Consider the following 21,357-nt stretch of genomic DNA (forward strand, 5'->3'; position numbering starts at 1 on the left):
TCAGGCCCACCTCGGATCTCGGCTCCCCCCTTGAGACAACAGAATTTGTCATTCGGAAAATCGGCGCGGTCCTGTATGCTGAGCGCATGTTTGGATCAGAATTTAAGCTGATAAAACCTGTTTTGGTTTCCGCATTCCTGGCGGTGTCCGGCGCGGGTTCTGCGCAGGCGGGTGCGGCCGGGCAGTGTCGCGCCGCCGCTCAGCCGATGGAAAACGCGCAGAGCGGCGTGATATGGAAGTTGCTGGACGCCCCGGCTGCTATCGCTGTGTGTCAGCAGGCCTTGCAGGAAAATCCCTCAGATCACGCCAGCACGGCCTTTTTGGCGCGGGCCCATCGTAAGGCTGGCAACAAGGACGAGGCCGCGCGCCTGCTGTTGGCGATTGCCGACACGGATGACCCGGATGCGATGGCCTATCTGTCGGTTGTCTTTCACAACGGGATGGGGGGCGTACCGCAGGATTTGACCAAGGCGCTGAACTATGCGCAGCGTTCGGCAGCCGCCGGGAACAGCTATGCGATGTACCGTCTGGTCCTGCTCTATGAACGAGAGGACGCTCCGTTTCGGGACATGGCGCTGTCCCAATCCTGGCTGGATCAGGCGATCGCGCTGGGCAATGGAATCGCCATGGAGCAGCAGGGGGACCGGCTGTACAACAGCGACGCCGAGGATCAGGCTTTCCATTGGTACGTGAAGGCCGTGGAACATGGAAATCCCGACGCATTGTATGATGTGGGTTGGGCCTACCGTTTGGGGCAGGGGGTTGAAAAGGATCTTGCGCGCGCGGCCGAGTATTTCGCGCGCGGCTCGGCGCTTGGCTATGGCTCCAGCAGCTACCAGCTGGGCAAGATGCACCTGTATGGCTGGGGTGTTGCCATGGATGACAGGGCCGCGATCAAGCTGTTCGAACTGGCCCGCGCGCAGGGGCGCGAGGTTGAAAACTACCTTCTGTACTATGCCTGGAACGCGCTGGGTGAGGGCGAACAGGCCGTGGCGGCGCTGAACGCGGGCGTGGCAAAAGAAGAGCCGATGTCCCTGCGGTTTCTGGGCTCGATCCATTTCAGCGGTCGGTACGTCGACAAGGACTTCGACAAGGCCATCGATCTGAGCCTGCGCGCCGATCTGGCCGGGGAACGCGCTGGCCTGTGGGCGGCGTGGTACTGGATGGTCGAGCGCGACCTGAATGACGCGCGCATTCCAGCGGTATTGCAGCGCATTCGCGATTTGGCCACAGACGGGGATGCCGGCGCTCTGGAGGTTCTAGGCCACGCCTATGAAAAAGGCCGTGGCGTGCCTCGCGATTACGAAGAAGCTGCAAGGCTGTACCAGTTGGCGATCGACGCCGGTGATGACTTGGCCCCGTGGCGTATGGCGCGGCTGGTGAACTGGGGTGCGTTGGGGTTCTGGGACCCTGCGCTGGGGGCCTCGTTGATGGCCGATGCGGCTGCGCAGGGGCATAGGGATGCGACTATCTCACTGGCCGAGCTCTTGTTGGACGGGACGGACGTCCCCAGAGATATTCAGCGCGCCAGGTATCTGTTGATGCCACTGGCAAACGACGGAAATTTGAACGCGCAGCTGCTTTTAGGGCGCAGCTTTATGTTGGACACTCCGTCGGCGTTCAACATGAATGCCGCGGCCGAGTGGTTGTCGAAAGCCGCCGAAGGGGCGGGCAACGAAAGTCAGAAACGTTTGACCGCGCGGCATCTGGGCGCGCTGTATGCCCGCACCGACAGCGATCTGTTCGACGCCGAAAAGGCGCGTCACTGGTACGGTGTTGCGGTGCAGCTTGACGATGCGGACGCTCAGGTGAACCTGGCCGAATTTCTGATTCAGGACGGCACCCCTGAGGCGTTGCGCCGGGCCGCGGCGCTGCTGATTGACGCGATGGACGGAGGCGGCGCCGAGGAAGGAGGACCCGCCCAGCAGGCAGCGGACAGGTTGGAGGCTGGCTTTGCCAATACGGGTGATCCCCTGCATGCGGTGTTGATTGCACCGGACCGGGACCTGGCGGCAGGGTTCGAACAAGTGGGACGGGCCTATGAAGAGGCCCGCCTGGATTGCACGCTTGTGATCGTGGATTGTGGGCGTGTCAGCTGGCAACGGCTGGATTTGGCGCGTGCAGCCGAATGGTATCGGCGCGCGGGGGAGCTGCAATCTGCGCAGCTCAGGCTGGGCCGTCTGCTGCTCGCGCATCCGCAGTACCAGCTTCGCGCGGACGAAGGGCGTATCGTGCTGCGTGATCTGGACATGGCCGCCGCGCGGCTGATGGTCGGGCTGTCCGAAGACCTGTCCATGGATCAGGCCTTTGTGGTTTTCGAACAATCGGTGGCGGGAGAGCCTCGAAACGCTGCGGCGCATACGGCGGCCTTGGCGGCGATCGGGCGCTATGGCGATGAAGCGATTGCGCCGGGGTGGCGCTGGCTGGAACAGAACGCTCCGCATTCGGAGGTGGCGCGCGTAGGCCAGCTGAGTGTTTTGACCTTTCTGGGAGCCTTTGACGACGCTGCGGGCCTGTTGGAACAAATCGCAACGCACGTGCCGCTGGAACTGGCCGATTTCGACTATTCCATGCGCAAAAGCCTGACTTACCTGATGCTGAACCTGCGCAAGGGCGCGCGGGTCAATTCCGCGACGTTGGACGGAATGGAAAACCTGCTGAACGGGTTTGAGAGGTTCGATCCGGACGGGGCCAGGCAGATGCTGCGTCTGTTGGATGAGGTGCGGCGCAGGATGGCGTCTACAGATGCCACCACACAGGTTGACCTGCGCCCCACGGTGTCCCTGACCCAGCGAATTGACCGCTTGCAAGGGCGTATCCAGCGCAAATCCGGGAACACCGGGTTTTCGCCGATGATTATCCCGCTATATCTGCAGCTTTCGTCGCTTCAGGCCGAGGAGGGGCAGCTGGATGCAGCCAAGGCCTCGGTCTATCAGTCAATCGCTTTCGCACGGGCGATGCACGACAAAACGCGTCATCTGAGCGGGTCGCTAGAGTATCATCTGGAAATGTCCTGCTGGCTGCAAAAAGGCAGCAACCTGTTGTTTTCATACGGAGAAGACACCGCAGGCCTGACGCTGGCCAAGGCCGCGGTAAACGAGCTGCAGCTTGCGCGGGTCAAGCTGGCCGGGCTGCCTCAGGATCTCCAGAGTTGCTTTCGCGAGTCGATCTCGGAGCAGTACCGAAAGGTGGCGGAGCTGCTGATCCGCTACGGTCATTTCGAGCAGGCGCAATGGGCGCTGGATCAGCTGAAGGACTTGGAAACCTATCGCTACAGCGGCCGTGATCAAGCGCTGGCCCAGCATGCTTTTGCGCCGATGCCGATGACGAAAACGCAGACCGCGATGATGCAGCAGATCCATGGTCTGCCGCTGGGTAAGCTCATACAATTGCGTCAGGAATTGGCCGGTTCCGCTGCCGATGACGTGGATGCGAAGCCCGACGATATCGCGCTTCAGTTAGAGCAGGCCCAGAGCGATCTGGCTGACAGCCTGGACGCCCTGTCGCAAACAGTGCAACGCCTGGGAGAGGACAGCCAGGCCGAGATTCCCAATGAGATCAGCGCACGGTCGGTTCGCCGTCTGGGCGGGCGCCTGAAACGTTTGGATGGGGTGGCTATGGTCTACTCGGTCAGTCTGCAGGACACGACGCATTTCCTGGTGATCAGCGGGCAAGGAACCGAGCACCGTGAAATCCGTATCGGCCGCAACGCGCTGGAGCAGTCAGTTGGCCAGTTGCGCAAGGCGCTGTCCGATCCGCGCTCTGACCCGTTTGGCCCGTCGCAGGCCTTCTACAACACCATCTGGTCCGGCGTCGAAGAGGCGCTGGATGCCACGCAGGCCCAGCACGTGTTGTTGTCCCTGGACGGGGTGTTGCGCAATGTCCCAGTCGCGGCGCTGCATGATGGGCAGACCTGGCTGATGGGGCGGCGCGAGTACGTGGTGTTCACCTCGGCCAGCCGGGATTTGCTGCTGGATGACGAAGCGCTGACGGACCTGCGGGTCGAGGCGTTCGGTGCCTCGCAGGGGGGCGACGGGTTTTCCCCCTTGCCCTTTGTGCGTTCAGAGGTGGCCAATATCGTTCAGGAAGGCGCCGATGCCGGCAGCCGCGTTTGGCTGGACAATGCGTTCGACGAACAGGCGTTGTCAACGGGCATGGGGTCGGGCGCATCGGTGGTGCATGTCGCGACCCACTTTCATCTGACCCAGCACCAGGACAGTTCGCGGATGTTGCTGGGCAATGGCCAAACTCTGTCTGTCGGGGACCTGAAAGCCAGAGTGCGCAATGGCCAGTTTTACCTGGCCGACGTGCATATGATGGTCCTGTCCGCCTGCCAAACCGCGCTGACCAAGGGCAGCGAGCTGGAAAGCCTGGCCGCCACCCTGCAGTGGGAGGGCGTTCGCTCGGTTGTCGCGACGTTGTGGCCAGTCGCGGATCGTTCAACCTCGGTTTTCATGACGGCGTTCTATGAAAACCTGCGAGCCGGACACAGCCGCAGTCGAGCGCTGCGCGAGGCCCAGAAGCTCTTTGTTCAGAGCGATGAAACCTGGCTCCAAGAGCAGCGAAGATCCGGCGTGGCGCTGAAGGCTCGGGGCACTCAGACCGAACGTCTGCCCGCGCTGAGCCACCCTTTTTACTGGGCTGGTTTCCAGCTGATCGGTCAGTGGCGGTGACGATCTGTCAGCACAAAATTCGAAAGACTAATTAAAATCAATGGCTTGATGTGGTGTGGACCGAGCAATTTAAGGGGACTGCCGCGCCGTTTCACGCCGCTGACGGCATGAGTTGCCCCTGGATTTGTAGACGCGTTGCCGCCGAACTTTGCGGCGGCGAGCGGCTGGCCTGTAGATGCCTATTGTCCACAGGCCACGTTCGCGGCTCTTTTGAAGCTTTTGTAGTGATAGGCAAAGGTTTCCGTTAACCCACAGCCGCTGGCCCAATATCCTTTGCTGTTGACCATGACACATTCCTCGGACCCCTTGTAGGGGCCCTTTATGCAGATCAGGTCAACGTATTGTTTGCGACGTTCGACGATTGCATAGCACGTGTCGCCAGAAAGGCAGGACAGGCTTTCATCATAGTTTTTCGTATTCGCAAGAGCCCTGCCGAGCGGCGCCAGCCCTTCGCGCACGTTTTGCCGGTTCTTTGACATATCTTCCCGGACGCCGTCCTGAACCTGAGTGCCAAGGTCCAGCGAGCCAGCACAAGCCGCGCTGAACTCGGACCAGATCAGGCAACTGGCAATCAACAAAGGGTACTTCATGCCAGGGCCTATTTCGCAATCTGGACGGACTGAACCGTGACGGTGCTGTCGATGGATTTTCCGACCATAGAGCCCTCGAGACCAAGAACATTTGCGCTGCGCCCAAGAAGAACGTCGGGCACGACTGCCTGTGTGCTACCTTCCCAGTTGGTGGCTGCGGACACCGTAATTGTTTCGACCCCATCCCAGTAGGCGGATTTGGGCAAACGACGGGTCACCATGTAATCCCCTGAAACGTCATATTTCACAAGAAAACGTCTGGCGACTGTCAGCACGAGTGTCTTGTCTTCCTTGAACCTGCGCAGTTTCAGTTTCGAGGGGTCAACGCGCGCGGAAATCTGATGAACGACGGTTCCCTTTCTGTCCGCGCCCGAGCCCACCCAAACGTCCAGGCTGTTGCCGCGCATGACACCCCCTTCAAGCTTGATCGAATCCGAAACGAAAACGCCCTCTTGGGGTCCCATGGGCCGCGAGGCTGATCCCGAGCTGGAACCACAGCCAGAAACGAGAACCACAAGTAACAAGGCGAGAACCGGGAAAATGAACCTGTGGAAAACTCCGGCAAGGGTGCGATCGGTTTGAAGAAGGGTCATTTTTCTTTCCTTGGGCAGTTGCTGTGGTTGGTCGTTGTGGGGATACATTGGGCAGTGCACCAATGGTGCCCGCCCCTATGTTGGTGCTGATAAGTCCTAGCCGCACATCTTGCGTGCGAAATCTCTGAGCGAAAGAGACCAGGTGCGATCCGAATAGCTGTAGCCAGAACTGTCGGTCCATTTTCCGTTCTTGCGGATGACCACGCCCCAACCCGAGGCGCAGGTGATGGTCCAGCTGGGGTTTCCTGCGATTATTCCATTGTCCTTAACGGATTTGACGTCGCCCGAACCGATTTGGCCTGCACTGGCCGCGGATGCGGCAAGCACCGCGGCGAAAACGAAAATACTTAGCTTCATGCTGGTCTCCTTCAGGGTTCACAACAGCATGAACACCGGGGCACCAGACGCCACAATTGGGGAATAATCCCCAGTTGACCCCAAGTGATCTTTCGCTCGTTCTGGCGGGGCCGCATTTTCGGACCGGAGAGGATGTTCAAAGCGCTTGCCCGCTATTGTTGTCGGCCCAGGAACAAGCAGAAAATTTCAACTCGAGGTGGTCCGGCCCGGATCTCAGGGGCGAATGACCCCCATCACCAAAGCCTTGGCGACAGCGTGGGCCGTGGTTCCTGCCTCCAGCTTTTGTTTGGCCGATCGGATATGGTGATCCAGCGTCTTGGCTGAAATCTTCAGCCGATAGGCCACGGCTTCACGCTGCATCCCGATCGCCAGATAGGTTAGGATATCTCTTTCACGCGCAGTTAGCCCGACCATCAGGTTGCCGTGTTGGTTACGCATCCCGTTGTCCAGCATGGTGCAAACCATGGTGATGTGATCTTGGGTGGCGCGCCAGAAATCCGTGAAACCTTTGGCAGAGATCCCAGGCATGTTCAGCCCAATCCCAGAGGCCACAACATCCGTATCATAAAAGGCGAGGCTGAAGGAAATGCCGACATTCAGCCCAAGATCCAATTCGATTTGGTTTTGTTCCTTTTGGCCCTGCGTGGCATTTTCCCATTGGCTCTCGTCGTGCCAAAGGACCGCGCTTGGCCGTTCGACCAGAATTTCGGTGGTCAACTCGTCGTCGAGCAACTGGTTTTCACCAATCGTTTCGATCCATTCCCGACAATGCGTGGTTTTAAAGAACCCTGCGGCGGTCGTGCCCTTTAACTTTGCCTCTTCTGCAAACGGGACCACGCCATACAGAATGCTGGAGACACCCTGCTGTTCCAGCTCGTTGTGGCAAAGATCCCAGAACATCTTGGAATCCGGGGCAGATCTCAGACGTTCTGCCAGCGTCAGAAGGTGGTCATTCATGCGCCATTTTCCGGTGAAGCGGTATGATGGCCAACAGGAACAAACCAAAGGTCAGCGCGCTGGACAGCATTAGACCGTTGGGCTCCCATAGCTGCATGGCCAGTCCGTTTGCCAGCGGGCCGACCAGCGCGGCTGCGCCATAGATGATACCGAACGAGGCATTGGTCGAGATGAGGTCCTGGTCATTGAACTTGTCCCCGATACTGGCCTGGCTCACGGAATAGATGCTGCCGATGGCGCCGCCCCAGATGACAAGAAACACGAGGAAAAGCGTGGCATTCCTGACCATGATGGGGATGAGAACCGCCCCGGACAAACCCACAAAAGAGCCGGCAATCAGAATGGTCATTCGCCCCAGTCGATCTGACAACCACCCCAATGGTACCGAAAAGAGCAAAATCCCCATGGCCACAGCCGAAAGCGTATAGGCGGCGACATCTTCGGCGAAACCAACCTTAAGTGCGTAGACCGACAAGAGGTAGGCGGGAACATCTTCGAAAAATCCATAGACCTGCACCCCTGCCAATGCGACCGGGGCGACAGCGAATACCCGGCCAAGTGCGGGCGTATTCTGGGACGTTTGCCTTTGCCGTTTGGGCAAAGTCAGGTCGAGCGAAACCGCCATGATCAAGGTCAGAACCAGGGACCCAAAGATCACCGAAAACGGCAGCAAACCCTCGTTCCCCAATTCGGGTTGCAGGATGCTTCCGATCATGATCCCAAGAATGAAACAGGCTGAGTATCCGCCCAGCATCTGCCCGCGGCTGCTGTGATCTCCATGCGCGTTGATCCAGAATTCGACTGTTCTGAAAAACATTCCGATACCACCACCAAACAACAGGCGGGCCCACAACCAGGTGTTATAGTGCTGCAAGCCCCACAGTCCGATCAGGCCGACCATCGAGGTCAGGATGAATCCAATCAGAATTTGCTTCAGGGAGAACCGTTGGTGCAACCGGGGCAGGATGATTGAGGCAAACAGCCATCCCAGAGCGGGCATCGCTGCGTTCAGTCCGATAAGGCCTGCAGACACATTCATTCGCTCAAGAGATATGGCCAGTAGAGGAAAAGAAACTCCGTATCCGATGGTGCATATGAACACGGCGGCCAGCAACGTAAAATATTGGCGTCTAGTCGCAATCTTCAAAACGGGACGGTCCTCCGGGGCCCTTTGACACCGCAATTGGACCGACATGTGAATCCCCGCGCGAACCTTGATTTCTCTCCTTTTGTCGCCAAGCTGATGCGGGGTGCATGGAGATAGCGGTAAGATCCTCCGGGATTCACAGATGATCAGCCCCTGAATGGCGCGGTTTGAATGTTGGGCATGTTCGGTCTGGCGACGGCGCGGATGGTCATGCTCGTTGGGGCCTGAAGGGCGATTGCCTTGATGGGGGTGATACGCTACCTGTGAGGCATTCATTTCCGGCGTTTTTCTAAGCTTTCAGGACGGATCCCCCATGTCAGTTGACCAGACCCAGCCAAGCGAGAACGAGCTTGTTTCCCTGATCATCTTTGGCTTCAACCAGTCGGATCTGATCGAAACCACCATCCGAGCGGGATTTGCCCAAACCTATTCGCCGTTGGAAATCATCCTGTCGGACAATTGTTCGGATGACGATACGTTCGAAGTGATGCAACGCCTGGCTCAGGAATACGAGGGCCCGCACACTATCCGCTTGAACCGCAACAGCGAAAACCGAGGTTTCATCGGTCATGTGAACCAGGTGTTCGACCTGTGTCAGGGCGCAATGATCGTCTACAATCCGGGCGATGACGTGTCGCTGCCCGAACGCACGGCCGAGCTGTACGAGGCCTTCCGTCATGACCGCCCTCTGTTGGTGCATTCGGACGCTTACAAGATGCTCGAGGATGGCACGACAACCAAGAATATCTTTTCGCAGAAAGAGGCCCTGGCAAGGCTGGATCTGAAGGGCTATGCGCGCTCTCGCGGGTTGGCGATCGGGGCGGCCTGTGCCTGGCATCCCGACCTGATGCGCCTGTTCGGCCCGATCCGATACGAGCGGACCTTTGATGACCTTGTGTTCTGCTACCGGGCGCGCCTGCTGGACCGAATTGCCTACGTCGAGAAGCCGCTGGTCTACTATCGCTACGGGGCCAGCCTGTCTAAATCCACCTCGAAGGACCCCAAGGCCGCACGGGCAGAACTGCGCAAGGTCGTGATACGCATGATCGACACCTACAAGCAACGGTTGGAGGACACCCGACACGCCGCCCCACAGGAAACCGCCCTGATCCGCGAGCTGGAAAACTGCCTGGAGGCAAGTGACTATCAGCTTTCGTTGCTGGATGACGGTATTTCAGCCATAGCGCGGGCATTTACGTCCTGGGCACGGTTTACCGCGGCGCTTTCTCACTTTAACAAGCTTCGCAAGATGACGTCGCGGCGCCGCATAGAGCGACAGGCCCGGCGCAACGAAGGCTTGGAAGATTAATCAAGGACATGTCGAATGGCAGATGAATTGCTCGCGCGCGAAAAAATAGTCGAGATGGCAAAGACCTATTTCGACGACCATCTGCAACCCAAGGCTTTTGTGCCGGGGGAAACCTACATACCGCCTACCGGCAAGGTCCTGGATGCCGAGGATTGCGCGCAGGTCATTCATGCCTCGTTGGACATGTGGCTGACGGCCGGGCGTTTCATGGACGATTTCGAGGCCGAGCTGCCCCGTGTTTTTGGCACGAAACTGTCGCGCATGACCGTGTCGGGCTCGTCTGCCAACCTGCTGGCCTTTACCTCGCTGACTTCGCCGCGCCTGGGCCGCAAACGGATTGAACCGGGGTCCGAGGTAATCACCGTCGCTGCTGGCTTCCCCACCACTGTGGCTCCGATTGTTCAGAACGGCTGTATCCCGGTGTTCATCGACGTGGACCTGGAAACCCATAACGTGGATGTCGGTCTGCTTGAGGCCGCGCTGTCCGACAAGACCCGCGCCGTGATGATCGCCCATTCGCTGGGCAACCCGTTCGATGTGGCCACGATTGCCGCATTCTGCAAACAGCATGACCTATATCTGATCGAGGATTGTTGCGACGCGTTCGGTGCCAAGTTCAACGGACAGAATGTAGGCACCTTCGGCGATCTGGCAACGCTCAGCTTCTACCCCGCGCACCACATCACCACCGGCGAAGGCGGCGCGATCATGACCGACAGCCTGCGCCTGATGCGCATTGTCGAAAGCTTCCGTGACTGGGGCCGCGATTGTTACTGCGCGCCGGGCAAGGAAGACACCTGTGGGAAGCGGTTTGACTGGCAACTGGGCGAACTGCCTGAGGGGTACGACCACAAATACATCTACTCGCATGTCGGCTACAACATGAAGTCCTCGGACTTTCAGGCCTCGATCGGGCTGAGCCAGCTGAAGAAACTGGGTGGGTTCGTTGAACGCCGCCGCCAGAACTTTGCCCTGCTGGAACAGAAACTGCGCGCCGCAGGCATGGAAGAATACATGCATCTGCCGCATGCAACGCCTGGCTCGGATCCGTCTTGGTTCGGCTACCTGCTGACCCTGCGCGACGGTGTCGGCGTCAGCCGCCGGGACCTGACCCGCAAGCTGGAGGAACGCAAGGTCGGCACCCGCCTTCTGTTTGCGGGCAATCTGATCAAGCAGCCTGCGTTCAAACACGTGGACTATCGCGTCGCCAGTAGCCTGGAAAACACCGACAAGCTGATGAACGATGCCTTCTGGGTCGGCGTCTGGCCGGGCCTGACCGAGCAGCATATCGACTATATCGCCACGCAGATCGCGACCACTATGAAGGAACTGATGCAATGAAAGCCATGATCCTTGCGGGTGGTCTGGGCACCCGTCTGGCCGAGGAAACCTCGGTCCGCCCCAAACCTCTGGTCGAGGTCGGCGGCTACCCGATGCTGTGGCACATCATGAAGATCTACTCGCACCACGGGATCAAGGATTTCATCATCTGTGTTGGCTACAAGGGCGAGATGATCCGCGAGTATTTCGTGAACTACGGCCTGCAGCAATCGGACATCACCGTGGACCTCAGCGAAGGGTCTGTCGTGATGCACCGCAAGCGCAGCGAGGATTGGAAGATCACAATCGTGGAAACCGGTGCGGACAGCATGACGGGCGGGCGCGTGCGCGCCGCGGCCGATTATCTGGATCCGGGCGAGGATTTCCTGCTGACTTATGGCGACGGTGTGGGGGATGTGGACATCGCCAAGCTGATCGCATTCCACAAGGCGCATGGCAAAGAGGCGACGGTCACGGCCGTGACGCCTCCGGGCCGTTTCGGCGTGCTGGAGATTGATGGCGAAAACTGCGTGCGCGGTTTCCGCGAGAAAATCGCCTCGGACCAGTATCGCGTGAACGCCGGTTTCTTCGTGCTGAAACCCGAGGTGATCAACCGGATCGCAGGCCCCGAAACGGTGCTGGAGAAGGAACCGCTGGTGTCGCTGGCCCAGGACGGCCAGCTTGTCGCCTATCACCACGATGGGTTCTGGCAGCCGATGGACACGCTGCGCGACAAGATCCACCTGGAAGACCTGTGGGCCGAGGACAAGGCGCCTTGGGCCGTCTGGGCGAAGTAAGCGCCGATGACTGCTCTGCCCAATCCTAGTTTCTGGCGTGGTACCCGCGTTTTCCTGACCGGCCATACCGGATTCAAGGGGGCGTGGATGTGCGAAATGCTGCTGTCCCTGGGGGCGCAGGTGCACGGGTTTTCGCTGGCTCCTGACACGCGGCCCTCGCTGTTCAACGAACTGGGTCTGGACGCCCGGATCAGCCATCACCAGATCGGCGACATCCGCGAGGCGGCAGTTCTGACCGAGGCGATCCAAGCCGCGCGCCCCGACGTGGTGCTGCACATGGCTGCCCAGCCGATTGTCTCGATAGGCTATGACGATCCGGTGAGTACTTTTGCGACAAACGTGATGGGCACGGCGCATCTGCTGAACGCTGTCCGGTTGCACTGCGGGGATATTCCCGTGATCGTCGTGTCCTCGGACAAATGCTATGAGAACCTGGGCACCGGGCGTAGTTTCATAGAAACCGATCCGCTGGGCGGTAAGGACCCCTATAGTGCCTCGAAGGCCGGAACCGAGATCGTCTGCACCTCGTACCGTGCATCCTTTTTTGCAGAGGACGGCACGGCGCGCCTGGCGTCGGTCCGGGCGGGTAACGTGGTGGGGGGCGGCGACTGGAGCGCCGACCGGTTGGTGCCCGACCTGATGCGCGGTTTTTCGGCCGGTGATCCGGTGGTGATCCGCAGCCCCCACGCGACACGCCCCTGGCAACACGTGCTGGAGCCGCTGAACGGCTATCTGATCTGTGCGGAGGCCGTGGCGACCGACCGTGCCAACGCCCGTCCTTGGAACTTTGGCCCGCGCGCGGGCGACGTGCATACCGTAGGCGAAGTCGTGACGATTGCCGACCGGACGTGGCAGGGCGCCACCGACCTGCAGATCAACCCGGCCGCGCAGACCTTCAAAGAAGCACAGACGCTGGCGATCGATTCCGACGCGGCGCGCAGCCAATTGGGCTGGAAAACCGGGTTGGGCTTCGACCGGACCATTGAGTGGACTGTTGCCTGGTATCAGGCCTATTACGATGCGCCCGAAAATGTGCGGCAGCTGACCCGTCAGCAGTTGGATGACTATGTCGCCTTGTTGGGGCACGGTGCAGGATGACCGACAGGCCCCATATCGTGTTGACGGGCGGATCGGGGTTTCTGGGCAATCACCTGCGCCAATATATGATACGCGAAGGCCTCGCCTTTTCCGAGATCCGCCGCGATTGCGTCGTGGTGGACGGGCAGGAAACTCCGCACGACGGTGACAGCGCCCGGATCGCAGCGGTTTTGGCGCCGTTGGAAAACCCTGTTCTGGTGCATCTGGCCGCGCATTTCGTGTCGCGCCACGGGCCTGCCGATCTAGCCCCGCTGGTGTCGGGGACAGTTGGGTTTTCAACCCTGGTCTATGACGGCTATTTTCTGGCCGGGGGGCATTCCGTGGTCACCGCCAGCAGTGCTTGGCAGTATGATCCTGCTGGTGAGCGCGCGGCGGCCAATCTGTACGCGGCACTGAAAACCGCCTCGCTAGAGGTGCTGACGCATTACCTGTCCAAGCATGATGCTGCGGGGACCGAGCTGGTGTTCTTTGACACCTATGGTCCAGGTGATACCCGGCCCAAGCTGATCCCCTCGTTACGGCGCCATTGGGTCGAAGGGCTGCCATTCAAGGCTTCGGCCGGGTTGCAGCCGATCAATATCACTCATGCCGATGATGTCAGCCGAGCGATCATGCGGGCCGCAACGCTGACCGCCGAACGCGCGCAGGCTGGCCTGCAGACCTACGCGGTGAAATCGGGCGACGAAATGCCCGTACGCCAGCTGGTCGAACTGATCCGCGATGACATCGCCCCCGGACTGGAGGTCAGTTTCCAGCCGGCAACACCCGTGGATGCGCCCAAGGCGCTGAACCGCTCGATCCCGACCGTGCCCGGCTGGACGCCGCAAGTGGCGCTGCGCGACGGGTTGACCGCTATTTTCAAAGGGGAAAGCTGATGCAATGGACCGAGCTTGCCTTGCCAGGGTGCTATACGATTGACGTGCCAATGTTTCGCGACGCGCGCGGCGGGTTTTTCAAGACCCTGAACAGCAGCCTGATCCGTCAGGTCGCCCCCGATTTTCAGGCGCAAGAAGCCTTCACCACGATTTCTGACCGCAACGTGCTGCGTGGGATGCATTTCCAGTCACCGCCGCATGATCACGATAAGGTCGTTTCGATCAGTCAGGGCCGGGCGCATGACGTGCTGGTCGACCTGCGGCCCGGCGACGGGTTTGGCAAGGTCTGTGCGGTCGAGATGTCGGCCGGGGACACCTGCACCGTCGTTTTCGCCGCGCGCGGCGTTGCACATGGGTTCCTGGCGCTGACAGATGACTGTACCATGAATTATGTCACCGACAGCGAACACGCCCCTGCCAGCGACATGGGCGTTCTGTGGTCCTCGATCGATCACGCCTGGCCGGTAAAGAGCCCGATAATCTCTGAGCGGGATCTGAAACATCCCCCCCTGTCGCAGGTCCGGTTTCAGCAGGTCTAGGGTACAGCGCCCGATAGCATGACAGATACGCTGAAGATTCGCGTCGCGCTTGCTTGATGCAGAGGGCTGCGGTGCGCCGGACGGTGCGTGCGGAGCACCAAGAACCACCTTACCATTAAGGTATCCGGAGATATTCTTACAAAAAATGTGATATGGTGCTGCTGGAGAGAATTGAACTCTCGACCTCTCCCTTACCAAGGGAGTGCTCTACCTCTGAGCTACAGCAGCGCCGTTCGTGTCGTCCGGTGTTGCCCGTCCGACCGTGGAGCGCTGATTAGCCCTAAATGAATTGCTGCGCAAGCCCATCTGGACGGTTTTTTTTACCTCATGTAGAACAGGCGCATGGAGCAGAAAACACCTGGCAAGAAACAACCGAAAAAACCTACCTCTCGCGAGGACAGGTTGAAGGCGGCGCTAAAGGCCAATATGGGCCGACGTAAGGCGCAGGCGCGTGCGCGCAGTGCGGCTGATCAGAAAAACGAAGGGCAGGACTGATGGATTCGATTATTGTGACGGGCAATGGCCCGCTGAACGGCAGCATTCCGATTGCCGGGGCGAAAAACGCCTGCCTGACGCTGATGCCCGCGACGTTGCTGAGTGACGAGCCGTTGACGCTGACCAACGCGCCGCGTCTGAGCGACATCAAGACCATGAGCCTGTTGCTGCAATCGCTGGGCGCCGAGGTAACCAGCCTGCAGGCGGGCAAGGTGCTGGCGATGTCCAGCCATGACCTGACCTCGAGCCACGCGGATTACGAGATCGTGCGCAAGATGCGGGCCTCGAATCTGGTGCTGGGGCCGCTGTTGGCGCGCACGGGCCATGCCGAAGTGTCGCTGCCCGGGGGCTGTGCGATTGGTGCGCGGCCGATGGACTTGCACATCTTTGGCCTGGAAAAACTGGGCGCTGAAATCGAGCTGCGCGAGGGATACCTGCACGCCAAGGCCCCGAACGGGCTGAAGGGCGCGGTGATCGAGCTGGCCTTTGCCTCGGTCGGGGCGACGGAAAACATCCTGATGGCCTCGACGCTGGCCAAGGGCACCACGGTGATCAAGAACGCCGCGCGCGAGCCCGAGATTGTCGATCTGGCCGATTGCCTGCGCGGCATGGGCGCCCAGATCGACGGCGACGGCACCAGTACCATCACCATTCAGGGCGTGGACCGTCTGGGCGGCGCGACGCATCCCGTGGTCACCGATCGGATCGAGCTGGGCACCTATATGCTGGCGCCGGCCATCTGCGGCGGCGAGGTGCTGCTGGAGGGCGGGCGCCTGGATCTGGTGCGCTCGTTCGTGGAAAAACTGGACGCGGCGGGGATCGGGGTGACAGAAACGCCCGAGGGTTTGGTCGTCAAGAACCGTGGCGCGCGTGTGAAGGCTGTGGACGTGACCACCGAACCGTTCCCCGGCTTTCCCACCGATTTGCAGGCGCAGATGATGGCGCTGCTGTGCACGGCTGACGGCACATCGGTTCTGGAAGAGAAGATCTTTGAGAACCGCTTTATGCACGCGCCCGAACTGACCCGTATGGGGGCTGTGATTGACGTGCATGGTGGCACGGCCACCGTGACGGGCGTTGAGCGGCTGAAAGGCGCGCCGGTGATGGCGACGGATTTGCGGGCCTCGGTGTCATTGATTCTGGCTGGGCTGGCCGCTGAGGGCGAGACCATCGTGAACCGTGTGTACCACCTGGATCGCGGTTACGAGCGGGTCGAAGAAAAGTTGGGCAATGTGGGCGCCAAGATAGAGCGGGTACAGGGACAATGACCGAAGACGCACGTTTCGAGGACGGCCGCGAGGCCCCGCTGAACCTGGGCGCGCTGGATGGGGACGACCTGAAGGTGATTTCGGCCTTGGTGCAGGATGCGGTGTTTCCGGCCTCGGAAATGCGCTGGCTGGCCAAGGAACGCCGCTTTGTTTTGCTGCTGAACCGGTTTCGGTGGGAAGACAAAGGCCGCGAGCGTCATGGGGCCGAACGGGTGCAATCGGTGCTGGCGTTTGAAAACGTGCTCAAGGTTGCCTCGCAAGGGGTGCCGCGTGGGGATGCGGATACAATTCTGTCCGTGCTGTCGCTGGGATGGAGCGAGGGCGAAGCGCCCTCGGGTGTTCTGGAGCTGACGCTGGCGGGCGACGGGGCGCTTCGGCTGGAGGTCGAGGCGCTGGAAGTGGTGCTGAAGGATGTCACCCGCCCGTATCGCGCGCCCTCGGGGGCGGTACCGGGGCACAAGGACGATTGATCTGCGCCCTTGATCCGGTGGAGCGGGCTGCGCCCGCGCAGGTTTTGTATGTTCAGAGGGGCGTTGCCCCTCTCAAGCCCACTCGGTTCGAGTGGGCTTTTCACTCCCCAGAGTATTGGCCGAGCAAAGAAGCGGGCTTGAGGATAGGGGCATTGGCGGATATGTCGGGTTGAACTGCCCGGAGAGACCATGCCCGTATTTCTGAACGCCGCTGATTCTGATTTCGAAGCTTCTTTTCAAGCCCTGTTGGGGGCCAAGCGCGAAGACAGCCCTGATGTGGATCATATCGTGGCCGAAATCATTGCCGATGTGCGGGCGCGCGGGGATGCGGCGGTCTTGGAACTGACGGCTAAGTTTGATCGCTTGGAGCTGACGCCGGAGGGCCTGCGGTTTTCGGAGGCCGAGATTGAAGCGCTGGTGGCCGAGGTGCCGGCGCATGAGCGTGCGGCGCTGGAATTGGCGGCGGAGCGTATCCGTGCCTATCACGAGCGTCAGATTCCTGAGGATGCCTATTGGACGGATGACAGCGGGGCCGAGCTGGGCTGGCGCTGGACGCCGGTGTCGGCGGCGGGGCTGTATGTGCCGGGCGGGTTGGCCTCGTATCCGTCGTCCGTATTGATGAACGCAATTCCGGCCAAGGTGGCTGGGGTTGAGCGATTGGCCATTGTGGTGCCCACGCCGGATGGGGTGGCGAATCCGCTGGTGTTGCTGGCGGCACGTCTGGCCGGGGTGGATGAAGTCTATCGGATTGGGGGCGCTCAGGCCGTGGCGGCGCTGGCGTATGGCACTGAAAGCATCGCGCCCGTGGACAAGATCACCGGGCCGGGCAATGCCTTTGTGGCGGCGGCCAAGCGGCGGGTGTTCGGCAAGGTGGGGATCGACATGATCGCCGGGCCCTCGGAAATTCTGGTGATTGCGGATGGCGACAATGATCCTGACTGGATCGCGCTGGACATGCTGAGCCAGGCCGAACATGACGAAAGTGCGCAGGCGATTTTGATTACCGACAGCCCTGCCATGGCCAAGGCGGTTGAGGTGGCCATCGAGCGTCACTTGCAGACGCTGGAACGGCGCCAGATCGCCGGGGCCAGCTGGCGTGACTATGGGGCGGTGGTTCTGGTCGACGATCTGGATCAGGCTGCGGCCCTGTCCAATCGCGTGGCCCCTGAACATTTGGAGCTCTGCGTGGCGGATCCCGATGCTTTGGCCGAGAAGATCACCCATGCAGGCGCGATTTTCCTGGGGCATTGGACGCCCGAGGCGATTGGCGACTATGTCGGGGGGCCAAACCACGTGCTGCCCACGGCGCGATCGGCGCGTTTTTCATCAGGTCTGAGCGTGATGGACTTCGTCAAGCGCACAACCCTGGCCAAAATGACCCCTGCGGCGCTGCGCGCCATTGGCCCGGCTGCGGAAACCTTGGCAATTTCAGAAAGCCTGGAGGCGCACGGCCTGTCCGTTCGCGCCCGATTGAACCATTTGAACGAGTAAGGACGACCCAGATGTCCCATATCAGCCATATCGAACTTGACGATCGCAACTTGCCGCCGCCGACGCCCGAGATCGAGCAGGAACGCAAGGTGGCGATGTTTGATCTGCTTGAGGAGAACTCGTTTGATCTGCCCAAACGGGATGATCGGGCGGTGCCCGAAGGCCCGTATCGCGTGGGTCTGTCGATCAAGGAAAAGCGGCTTGTTTTTGATATCCTGACCGAAGCCGAGGAAAAGGCAGTGGAATTCCACCTGAGCCTGTCCCCGTTCCGTCAGGTGGTCAAAGATTACTGGGCCATCTGCGAAAGCTATTTCGATGCGGTGAAAAACCTGCCGCCCAGCCAGATCGAGACCATCGACATGGCCCGGCGTGGCATTCACAACGAAGGGGCGCGTATTCTGACCGAACGGCTGGAGGGCAAGGCAGAGATCGACAATGATACGGCCCGCCGACTGTTCACCCTGATCTGCGTATTGCATTTTGGAGGCTAGGGTCGTGGTCGAAGCTCTGCCTCAGTCTGTTTTGTTTTGTTGTGATCACAATTCGGTTCGCTCGCCCATGGCCGAGGGGATCATGAAAAAGTTTTATGGCACCGGAACCTATGTGCAATCGGTTGGGGTCAAGGGCGATCTCGAGATCGACGGATTTGCAATCGCCGTTTGTCAGGAATTGGGGGTCGAGCTGTCGCGCCATCGGTCCCGGGGCTTTGACGAGCTGGAGGAATGGGGCGACACGCTGTCCTCGTTTGATCTGATCGTGGCGCTGACACCGACCAGTCGCGAAACGGCCTGCCAATTGACCCGCGTGTTTCATCTGGATGTGGAATATTGGCCGATCTTTGATCCTTCGGGGCAGGGCGAGGGCCGCGAGGCACGCCTGGATTCCTATCGCAAGGCCCGGGACGAGATCATCGACAAGCTGATCCAACGCTGGGGCCCTGCGCTCGAGGCATAGGTAAAAACACTCGTCGCATGCCATTCTGACAGGGTTTCCATTGGCCCAAGATCCGGGCCAAATGTCGCGGCGCTCTGGGCTTGGATGAACAATGGTGCACCGCAGGGCCACGACGCCGCAGGTGCTTGTGCGCATAGCCGTTGCCGCCCGCTGAGGAATGTGACAATACTGCGGACAAGAATTTGAACGAACGAGTTTAGCACATGACCAATTACGCAGACCGCCGCACCATGATGGTTGACACCCAGGTTCGTCCTTCGGATGTGACCAAGTTCCCGATCATCCAAGCCCTTTTGACAGTCCCGCGCGAAGATTTCGTGCCTGCGGACAAAGTCGAGGCCGCCTATGTGGGCGACAACATCAGCCTGGGCGGCGCGCGCGTCGTACTCGAGGCCCGTACACTGGCCAAGATGCTGGATGCGTTGGATGTGCAAGCCGACGACCTGGTGATGGATCTGGGATGCGGGCTTGGGTATTCCTCGGCCGTGATCGCGCATATGGCTGCGGCCGTGGTCGCCGTTGAAGAAGACGAAGCGCTGTCCGGGGACGCCCAATCTGCCCTGTCAGAGGCCGGCGCGGACAACGTTATCCTGCAGACCGGCTCGTTGGCCGAAGGGGCCCAGGACCATGGTCCCTATGATGTGATCATTCTGCAAGGCGCTGTCGAGCATCTGCCCGGCGCTATTTTGGACCAGTTGAAAGAGGGCGGTCGCATTGCCGCGATTTTCGCCGACGGAGAACTGGGCACCGTCCGTATAGGATATAAGATTGATGGTGAAATGCACTGGCGTTTTGCTTTCAATGCGGCGGCACCTGTGTTGCCGGGGTTTGAACGGCACCGGGCCTTCACGCTGTAAGCGTAAAGTTTCAGGCCGCGCCCGATCACACCGGGCGCGGTTTTTCGTTTTGGGGTAGAGGCCGATTGGCCAAAAGCAGGAGCGATACATGGGGATCATGAGACTGCGGAAACAGATGACAGCGGGCACTGTGGCCCTGGTGATGGCTGTGTCGGCTCCGGTGGCGGCCTCGGCCGAAAGCCTGGCGGATGCGCTGGCTGCGGCCTACAACAACTCGGGTCTGCTGACGCAATATCGCGCGGTCTTGCGGGCTGCAGACGAAGATGTTGCGGTGGCGCTGGCCGATCTACGCCCTGTCATCGGATGGACCGGGCAGGTGCAATATGCACGGGCGCGCAACCGGGGTTACAACAGCTTTGGAACGTTGCGCACCTCCATTGGGGACGAAGTCAGCGTCAGCACAGGGCTCGGGCTGGAACAGATCCTGTGGGATGGCGGCAAAACCAAGATGACCGTCGAAGCCAAGAAAGAGGCGGTTCTGGCCACCCGAGCAGCTCTGATCGGGGTCGAGCAAGGCATCCTGTTGCAGGCGGTCGACGCCTATATGAGCGTTCGTAGCAACTCGGAAACTGTGGCTTTGCGCGAAAACAACGTGCGGGTGATCTCTGAGGAACTGCGCGCGGCCAAGGACAGGTTCGAAGTCGGTGAGGTGACACGCACCGACGTTGCCCAAGCAGAAGCCCGCCTAGCGTCGGCGCGCAGTCAATTGGCGCAGGCCCAGGGCGATCTGGTCAGCGCGCAGCTGTATTTCAAGGCTGCCGTTGGTCGCAATCCGGGGCGCCTGACGCCGCCGCCTTTGGTGCCCGCCACCGCCAAGACCATTTCCGAGGCCAAGGCGATTGCCGTGCGCAATCACCCCGATATCAAGAAGGTGCAGCACGAGGTAACCGCGGCCGAGCTGGCCATCGAAATCACCCGCGCGTCCTTCGGCCCGTCCGTGTCGCTGAACAGTGGAATCAGCCTGGAAGAGACCTTTGACAGCCCCGCGCATACCCGTGCGTTCTCGTTGTCTTTGGATGCATCGGCGCCGATCTATTCGGGCGGCAAGCTGTCGGCGCTATTGCGTCAGGCCATCGCGAATCGCGACGCCAAGCGCGCCGAATTGCTGGTGGCTACGCAGACCGTTGAACGCGAGGTCGGCACGGCCTTTTCCACGTTGCGCGTGGCCGGATCCGCGCGCGAGGCCTATGATCGCCAGGTGCGCGCCGCAACTGTCGCCTTCCGTGGCGTCCGGGAAGAGGCGACGCTGGGCGCACGCACAACCTTGGACGTATTGAACGCGGAACAGGAATTGCTGAGTGCGCAATCCAACCTGATCTCGGCCCGCAACAACGAATATGTTGCGGCCTATTCGTTGCTGTCGAACATGGGGCTTCTGACGGCCGAGCACCTGAAGCTAAAGGTGCAGCGCTATGACGAAGCCGCCTATTACAACCAGGTGAAAAATGCGCCGGCGGGTCTCAGCAAGCAAGGCCGTCAGCTGGATCGCGTGCTGCAGGGTTTGGGAAAGAAATAAAACTTTTCGCCATCGGTTGAGCGAAAACGCCCTCGGGGGTAGAATGATCCC

Annotated in this window: 19 protein-coding genes and 1 tRNA gene; 14 read left to right on the plus strand and 6 right to left on the minus strand. The window is 60.3% G+C overall.

All coding sequences use genetic code 11. The features are described from left to right. Positions 1–86: 86 nt before the first annotated feature. Entirely contained in the window at positions 87–4,673 is a 4,587-nt protein-coding gene (locus tag ACXADQ_RS10070; protein WP_475319740.1) for a CHAT domain-containing protein, read from the plus strand. Positions 4,674–4,852: 179 nt separating this feature from the next. On the opposite strand, the gene ACXADQ_RS10075 is transcribed toward ACXADQ_RS10070, so the two are convergent. The 5 genes from ACXADQ_RS10075 to ACXADQ_RS10095 form a co-directional block, all read right to left on the minus strand. Continuing rightward, positions 4,853–5,263: a hypothetical protein gene (locus tag ACXADQ_RS10075; RefSeq protein WP_475319744.1), complete on the minus strand. Its 411-nt coding sequence runs from the start codon at positions 5,261–5,263 to the stop codon at positions 4,853–4,855. 8 nt (positions 5,264–5,271) lie between these two features. Further along, entirely contained in the window at positions 5,272–5,856 is a 585-nt protein-coding gene (locus ACXADQ_RS10080) for a hypothetical protein (RefSeq protein WP_475319745.1), read from the minus strand. Positions 5,857–5,952: 96 nt separating this feature from the next. Then, positions 5,953–6,213, minus strand: coding sequence for a hypothetical protein (locus ACXADQ_RS10085; protein WP_475319747.1), 261 nt, complete (start codon positions 6,211–6,213; stop codon positions 5,953–5,955). A gap of 213 nt (positions 6,214–6,426) precedes the next feature. Further along, positions 6,427–7,170: a response regulator transcription factor gene (locus ACXADQ_RS10090; protein WP_475319749.1), complete on the minus strand. Its 744-nt coding sequence runs from the start codon at positions 7,168–7,170 to the stop codon at positions 6,427–6,429. Further along, positions 7,163–8,593, minus strand: coding sequence for an MFS transporter (locus tag ACXADQ_RS10095; RefSeq protein WP_475319751.1), 1,431 nt, complete (start codon positions 8,591–8,593; stop codon positions 7,163–7,165). Before ACXADQ_RS10095 ends, ACXADQ_RS10090 begins: the two co-directional genes overlap by 8 nt. A 37-nt stretch (positions 8,594–8,630) precedes the next feature. On the opposite strand from ACXADQ_RS10095, the gene ACXADQ_RS10100 reads away from it, so the two are divergent. The 6 genes from ACXADQ_RS10100 to ACXADQ_RS10125 are packed head-to-tail and all read left to right on the plus strand — an operon-like array spanning position 8,631 to position 14,255. Further along, the gene (locus tag ACXADQ_RS10100; protein WP_475319753.1) at positions 8,631–9,626 is read left to right on the plus strand and encodes a glycosyltransferase; all 996 of its coding nucleotides are present in this window, start codon (positions 8,631–8,633) and stop codon (positions 9,624–9,626) included. A gap of 15 nt (positions 9,627–9,641) precedes the next feature. Next, positions 9,642–10,967: a lipopolysaccharide biosynthesis protein RfbH gene (gene rfbH, locus ACXADQ_RS10105; protein WP_475319755.1), complete on the plus strand. Its 1,326-nt coding sequence runs from the start codon at positions 9,642–9,644 to the stop codon at positions 10,965–10,967. Next, entirely contained in the window at positions 10,964–11,743 is a 780-nt protein-coding gene (gene rfbF, locus ACXADQ_RS10110; protein ID WP_475319756.1) for a glucose-1-phosphate cytidylyltransferase, read from the plus strand. Before rfbH ends, rfbF begins: the two co-directional genes overlap by 4 nt. Positions 11,744–11,749: 6 nt before the next feature. Further along, positions 11,750–12,841 carry a CDP-glucose 4,6-dehydratase gene (gene rfbG / locus ACXADQ_RS10115; RefSeq protein ID WP_475319758.1) on the plus strand — a complete coding sequence of 364 codons (1,092 nt, stop codon included), beginning with the start codon at positions 11,750–11,752 and terminating at the stop codon, positions 12,839–12,841. Beyond that, positions 12,838–13,716 (plus strand): NAD-dependent epimerase/dehydratase family protein, encoded by an 879-nt coding sequence (locus ACXADQ_RS10120; protein WP_475319760.1) that lies wholly within the window; start codon positions 12,838–12,840, stop codon positions 13,714–13,716. The genes rfbG and ACXADQ_RS10120 overlap by 4 nt, the downstream gene beginning before the upstream one ends. Beyond that, entirely contained in the window at positions 13,716–14,255 is a 540-nt protein-coding gene (locus ACXADQ_RS10125) for a dTDP-4-dehydrorhamnose 3,5-epimerase family protein (RefSeq protein ID WP_475319762.1), read from the plus strand. Before ACXADQ_RS10120 ends, ACXADQ_RS10125 begins: the two co-directional genes overlap by 1 nt. A gap of 153 nt (positions 14,256–14,408) precedes the next feature. Here the strand turns inward: ACXADQ_RS10125 and ACXADQ_RS10130 are convergent. Continuing rightward, positions 14,409–14,483 (minus strand) — tRNA-Thr (locus tag ACXADQ_RS10130). A gap of 266 nt (positions 14,484–14,749) precedes the next feature. Here ACXADQ_RS10130 and murA point away from each other — a divergent pair. The 7 genes from murA (at position 14,750) to ACXADQ_RS10165 (ending at position 21,306) form a co-directional block, all read left to right on the plus strand. Beyond that, positions 14,750–16,018, plus strand: coding sequence for a UDP-N-acetylglucosamine 1-carboxyvinyltransferase (murA, locus tag ACXADQ_RS10135; protein WP_475319764.1), 1,269 nt, complete (start codon positions 14,750–14,752; stop codon positions 16,016–16,018). Then, the gene (locus ACXADQ_RS10140; protein WP_475319766.1) at positions 16,015–16,488 is read left to right on the plus strand and encodes a DUF2948 family protein; all 474 of its coding nucleotides are present in this window, start codon (positions 16,015–16,017) and stop codon (positions 16,486–16,488) included. The genes murA and ACXADQ_RS10140 overlap by 4 nt, the downstream gene beginning before the upstream one ends. 189 nt (positions 16,489–16,677) lie before the next feature. Continuing rightward, a complete protein-coding gene (gene hisD / locus ACXADQ_RS10145) occupies positions 16,678–17,979 on the plus strand; it encodes a histidinol dehydrogenase (protein WP_475319769.1) in 1,302 nt (433 codons plus the stop codon). A gap of 11 nt (positions 17,980–17,990) precedes the next feature. Continuing rightward, positions 17,991–18,470 carry a UPF0262 family protein gene (locus ACXADQ_RS10150; RefSeq protein WP_475319774.1) on the plus strand — a complete coding sequence of 160 codons (480 nt, stop codon included), beginning with the start codon at positions 17,991–17,993 and terminating at the stop codon, positions 18,468–18,470. Between the two features lie 4 nt (positions 18,471–18,474). Continuing rightward, on the plus strand, positions 18,475–18,933 hold the full coding sequence (locus ACXADQ_RS10155; RefSeq protein WP_475319777.1) for an arsenate-mycothiol transferase ArsC: 459 nt from the start codon (positions 18,475–18,477) through the stop codon (positions 18,931–18,933). A gap of 203 nt (positions 18,934–19,136) precedes the next feature. Beyond that, positions 19,137–19,790, plus strand: a complete 654-nt coding sequence (locus tag ACXADQ_RS10160; RefSeq protein WP_475319780.1) for a protein-L-isoaspartate O-methyltransferase family protein — start codon at positions 19,137–19,139, stop codon at positions 19,788–19,790. A gap of 88 nt (positions 19,791–19,878) precedes the next feature. Continuing rightward, on the plus strand, positions 19,879–21,306 hold the full coding sequence (locus ACXADQ_RS10165) for a TolC family outer membrane protein (RefSeq protein WP_475319783.1): 1,428 nt from the start codon (positions 19,879–19,881) through the stop codon (positions 21,304–21,306). Positions 21,307–21,357 lie beyond the last annotated feature (51 nt).

This window comes from Thalassovita sp. ABM4_323 (assembly GCF_056158665.1).

Bases quoted from the DNA above. Each gene is read 5' to 3' on its own strand.
- ACXADQ_RS10090 (WP_475319749.1), bottom strand. From the start codon at position 7,170: ATGAATGACCACCTTCTGACGCTGGCAGAACGTCTGAGATCTGCCCCG.
- ACXADQ_RS10075 (WP_475319744.1), bottom strand. From the start codon at position 5,263: ATGAAGTACCCTTTGTTGATTGCCAGTTGCCTGATCTGGTCCGAGTTC.
- ACXADQ_RS10100 (WP_475319753.1), top strand. From the start codon at position 8,631: ATGTCAGTTGACCAGACCCAGCCAAGCGAGAACGAGCTTGTTTCCCTG.
- ACXADQ_RS10095 (WP_475319751.1), bottom strand. From the start codon at position 8,593: ATGAATGCCTCACAGGTAGCGTATCACCCCCATCAAGGCAATCGCCCT.
- rfbG (WP_475319758.1), top strand. From the start codon at position 11,750: ATGACTGCTCTGCCCAATCCTAGTTTCTGGCGTGGTACCCGCGTTTTC.
- murA (WP_475319764.1), top strand. From the start codon at position 14,750: ATGGATTCGATTATTGTGACGGGCAATGGCCCGCTGAACGGCAGCATT.
- ACXADQ_RS10160 (WP_475319780.1), top strand. From the start codon at position 19,137: ATGACCAATTACGCAGACCGCCGCACCATGATGGTTGACACCCAGGTT.
- ACXADQ_RS10070 (WP_475319740.1), top strand. From the start codon at position 87: ATGTTTGGATCAGAATTTAAGCTGATAAAACCTGTTTTGGTTTCCGCA.
- ACXADQ_RS10165 (WP_475319783.1), top strand. From the start codon at position 19,879: ATGGGGATCATGAGACTGCGGAAACAGATGACAGCGGGCACTGTGGCC.
- rfbF (WP_475319756.1), top strand. From the start codon at position 10,964: ATGAAAGCCATGATCCTTGCGGGTGGTCTGGGCACCCGTCTGGCCGAG.
- ACXADQ_RS10120 (WP_475319760.1), top strand. From the start codon at position 12,838: ATGACCGACAGGCCCCATATCGTGTTGACGGGCGGATCGGGGTTTCTG.
- ACXADQ_RS10125 (WP_475319762.1), top strand. From the start codon at position 13,716: ATGCAATGGACCGAGCTTGCCTTGCCAGGGTGCTATACGATTGACGTG.
- rfbH (WP_475319755.1), top strand. From the start codon at position 9,642: ATGGCAGATGAATTGCTCGCGCGCGAAAAAATAGTCGAGATGGCAAAG.
- ACXADQ_RS10080 (WP_475319745.1), bottom strand. From the start codon at position 5,856: ATGACCCTTCTTCAAACCGATCGCACCCTTGCCGGAGTTTTCCACAGG.
- hisD (WP_475319769.1), top strand. From the start codon at position 16,678: ATGCCCGTATTTCTGAACGCCGCTGATTCTGATTTCGAAGCTTCTTTT.
- ACXADQ_RS10085 (WP_475319747.1), bottom strand. From the start codon at position 6,213: ATGAAGCTAAGTATTTTCGTTTTCGCCGCGGTGCTTGCCGCATCCGCG.
- ACXADQ_RS10140 (WP_475319766.1), top strand. From the start codon at position 16,015: ATGACCGAAGACGCACGTTTCGAGGACGGCCGCGAGGCCCCGCTGAAC.
- ACXADQ_RS10150 (WP_475319774.1), top strand. From the start codon at position 17,991: ATGTCCCATATCAGCCATATCGAACTTGACGATCGCAACTTGCCGCCG.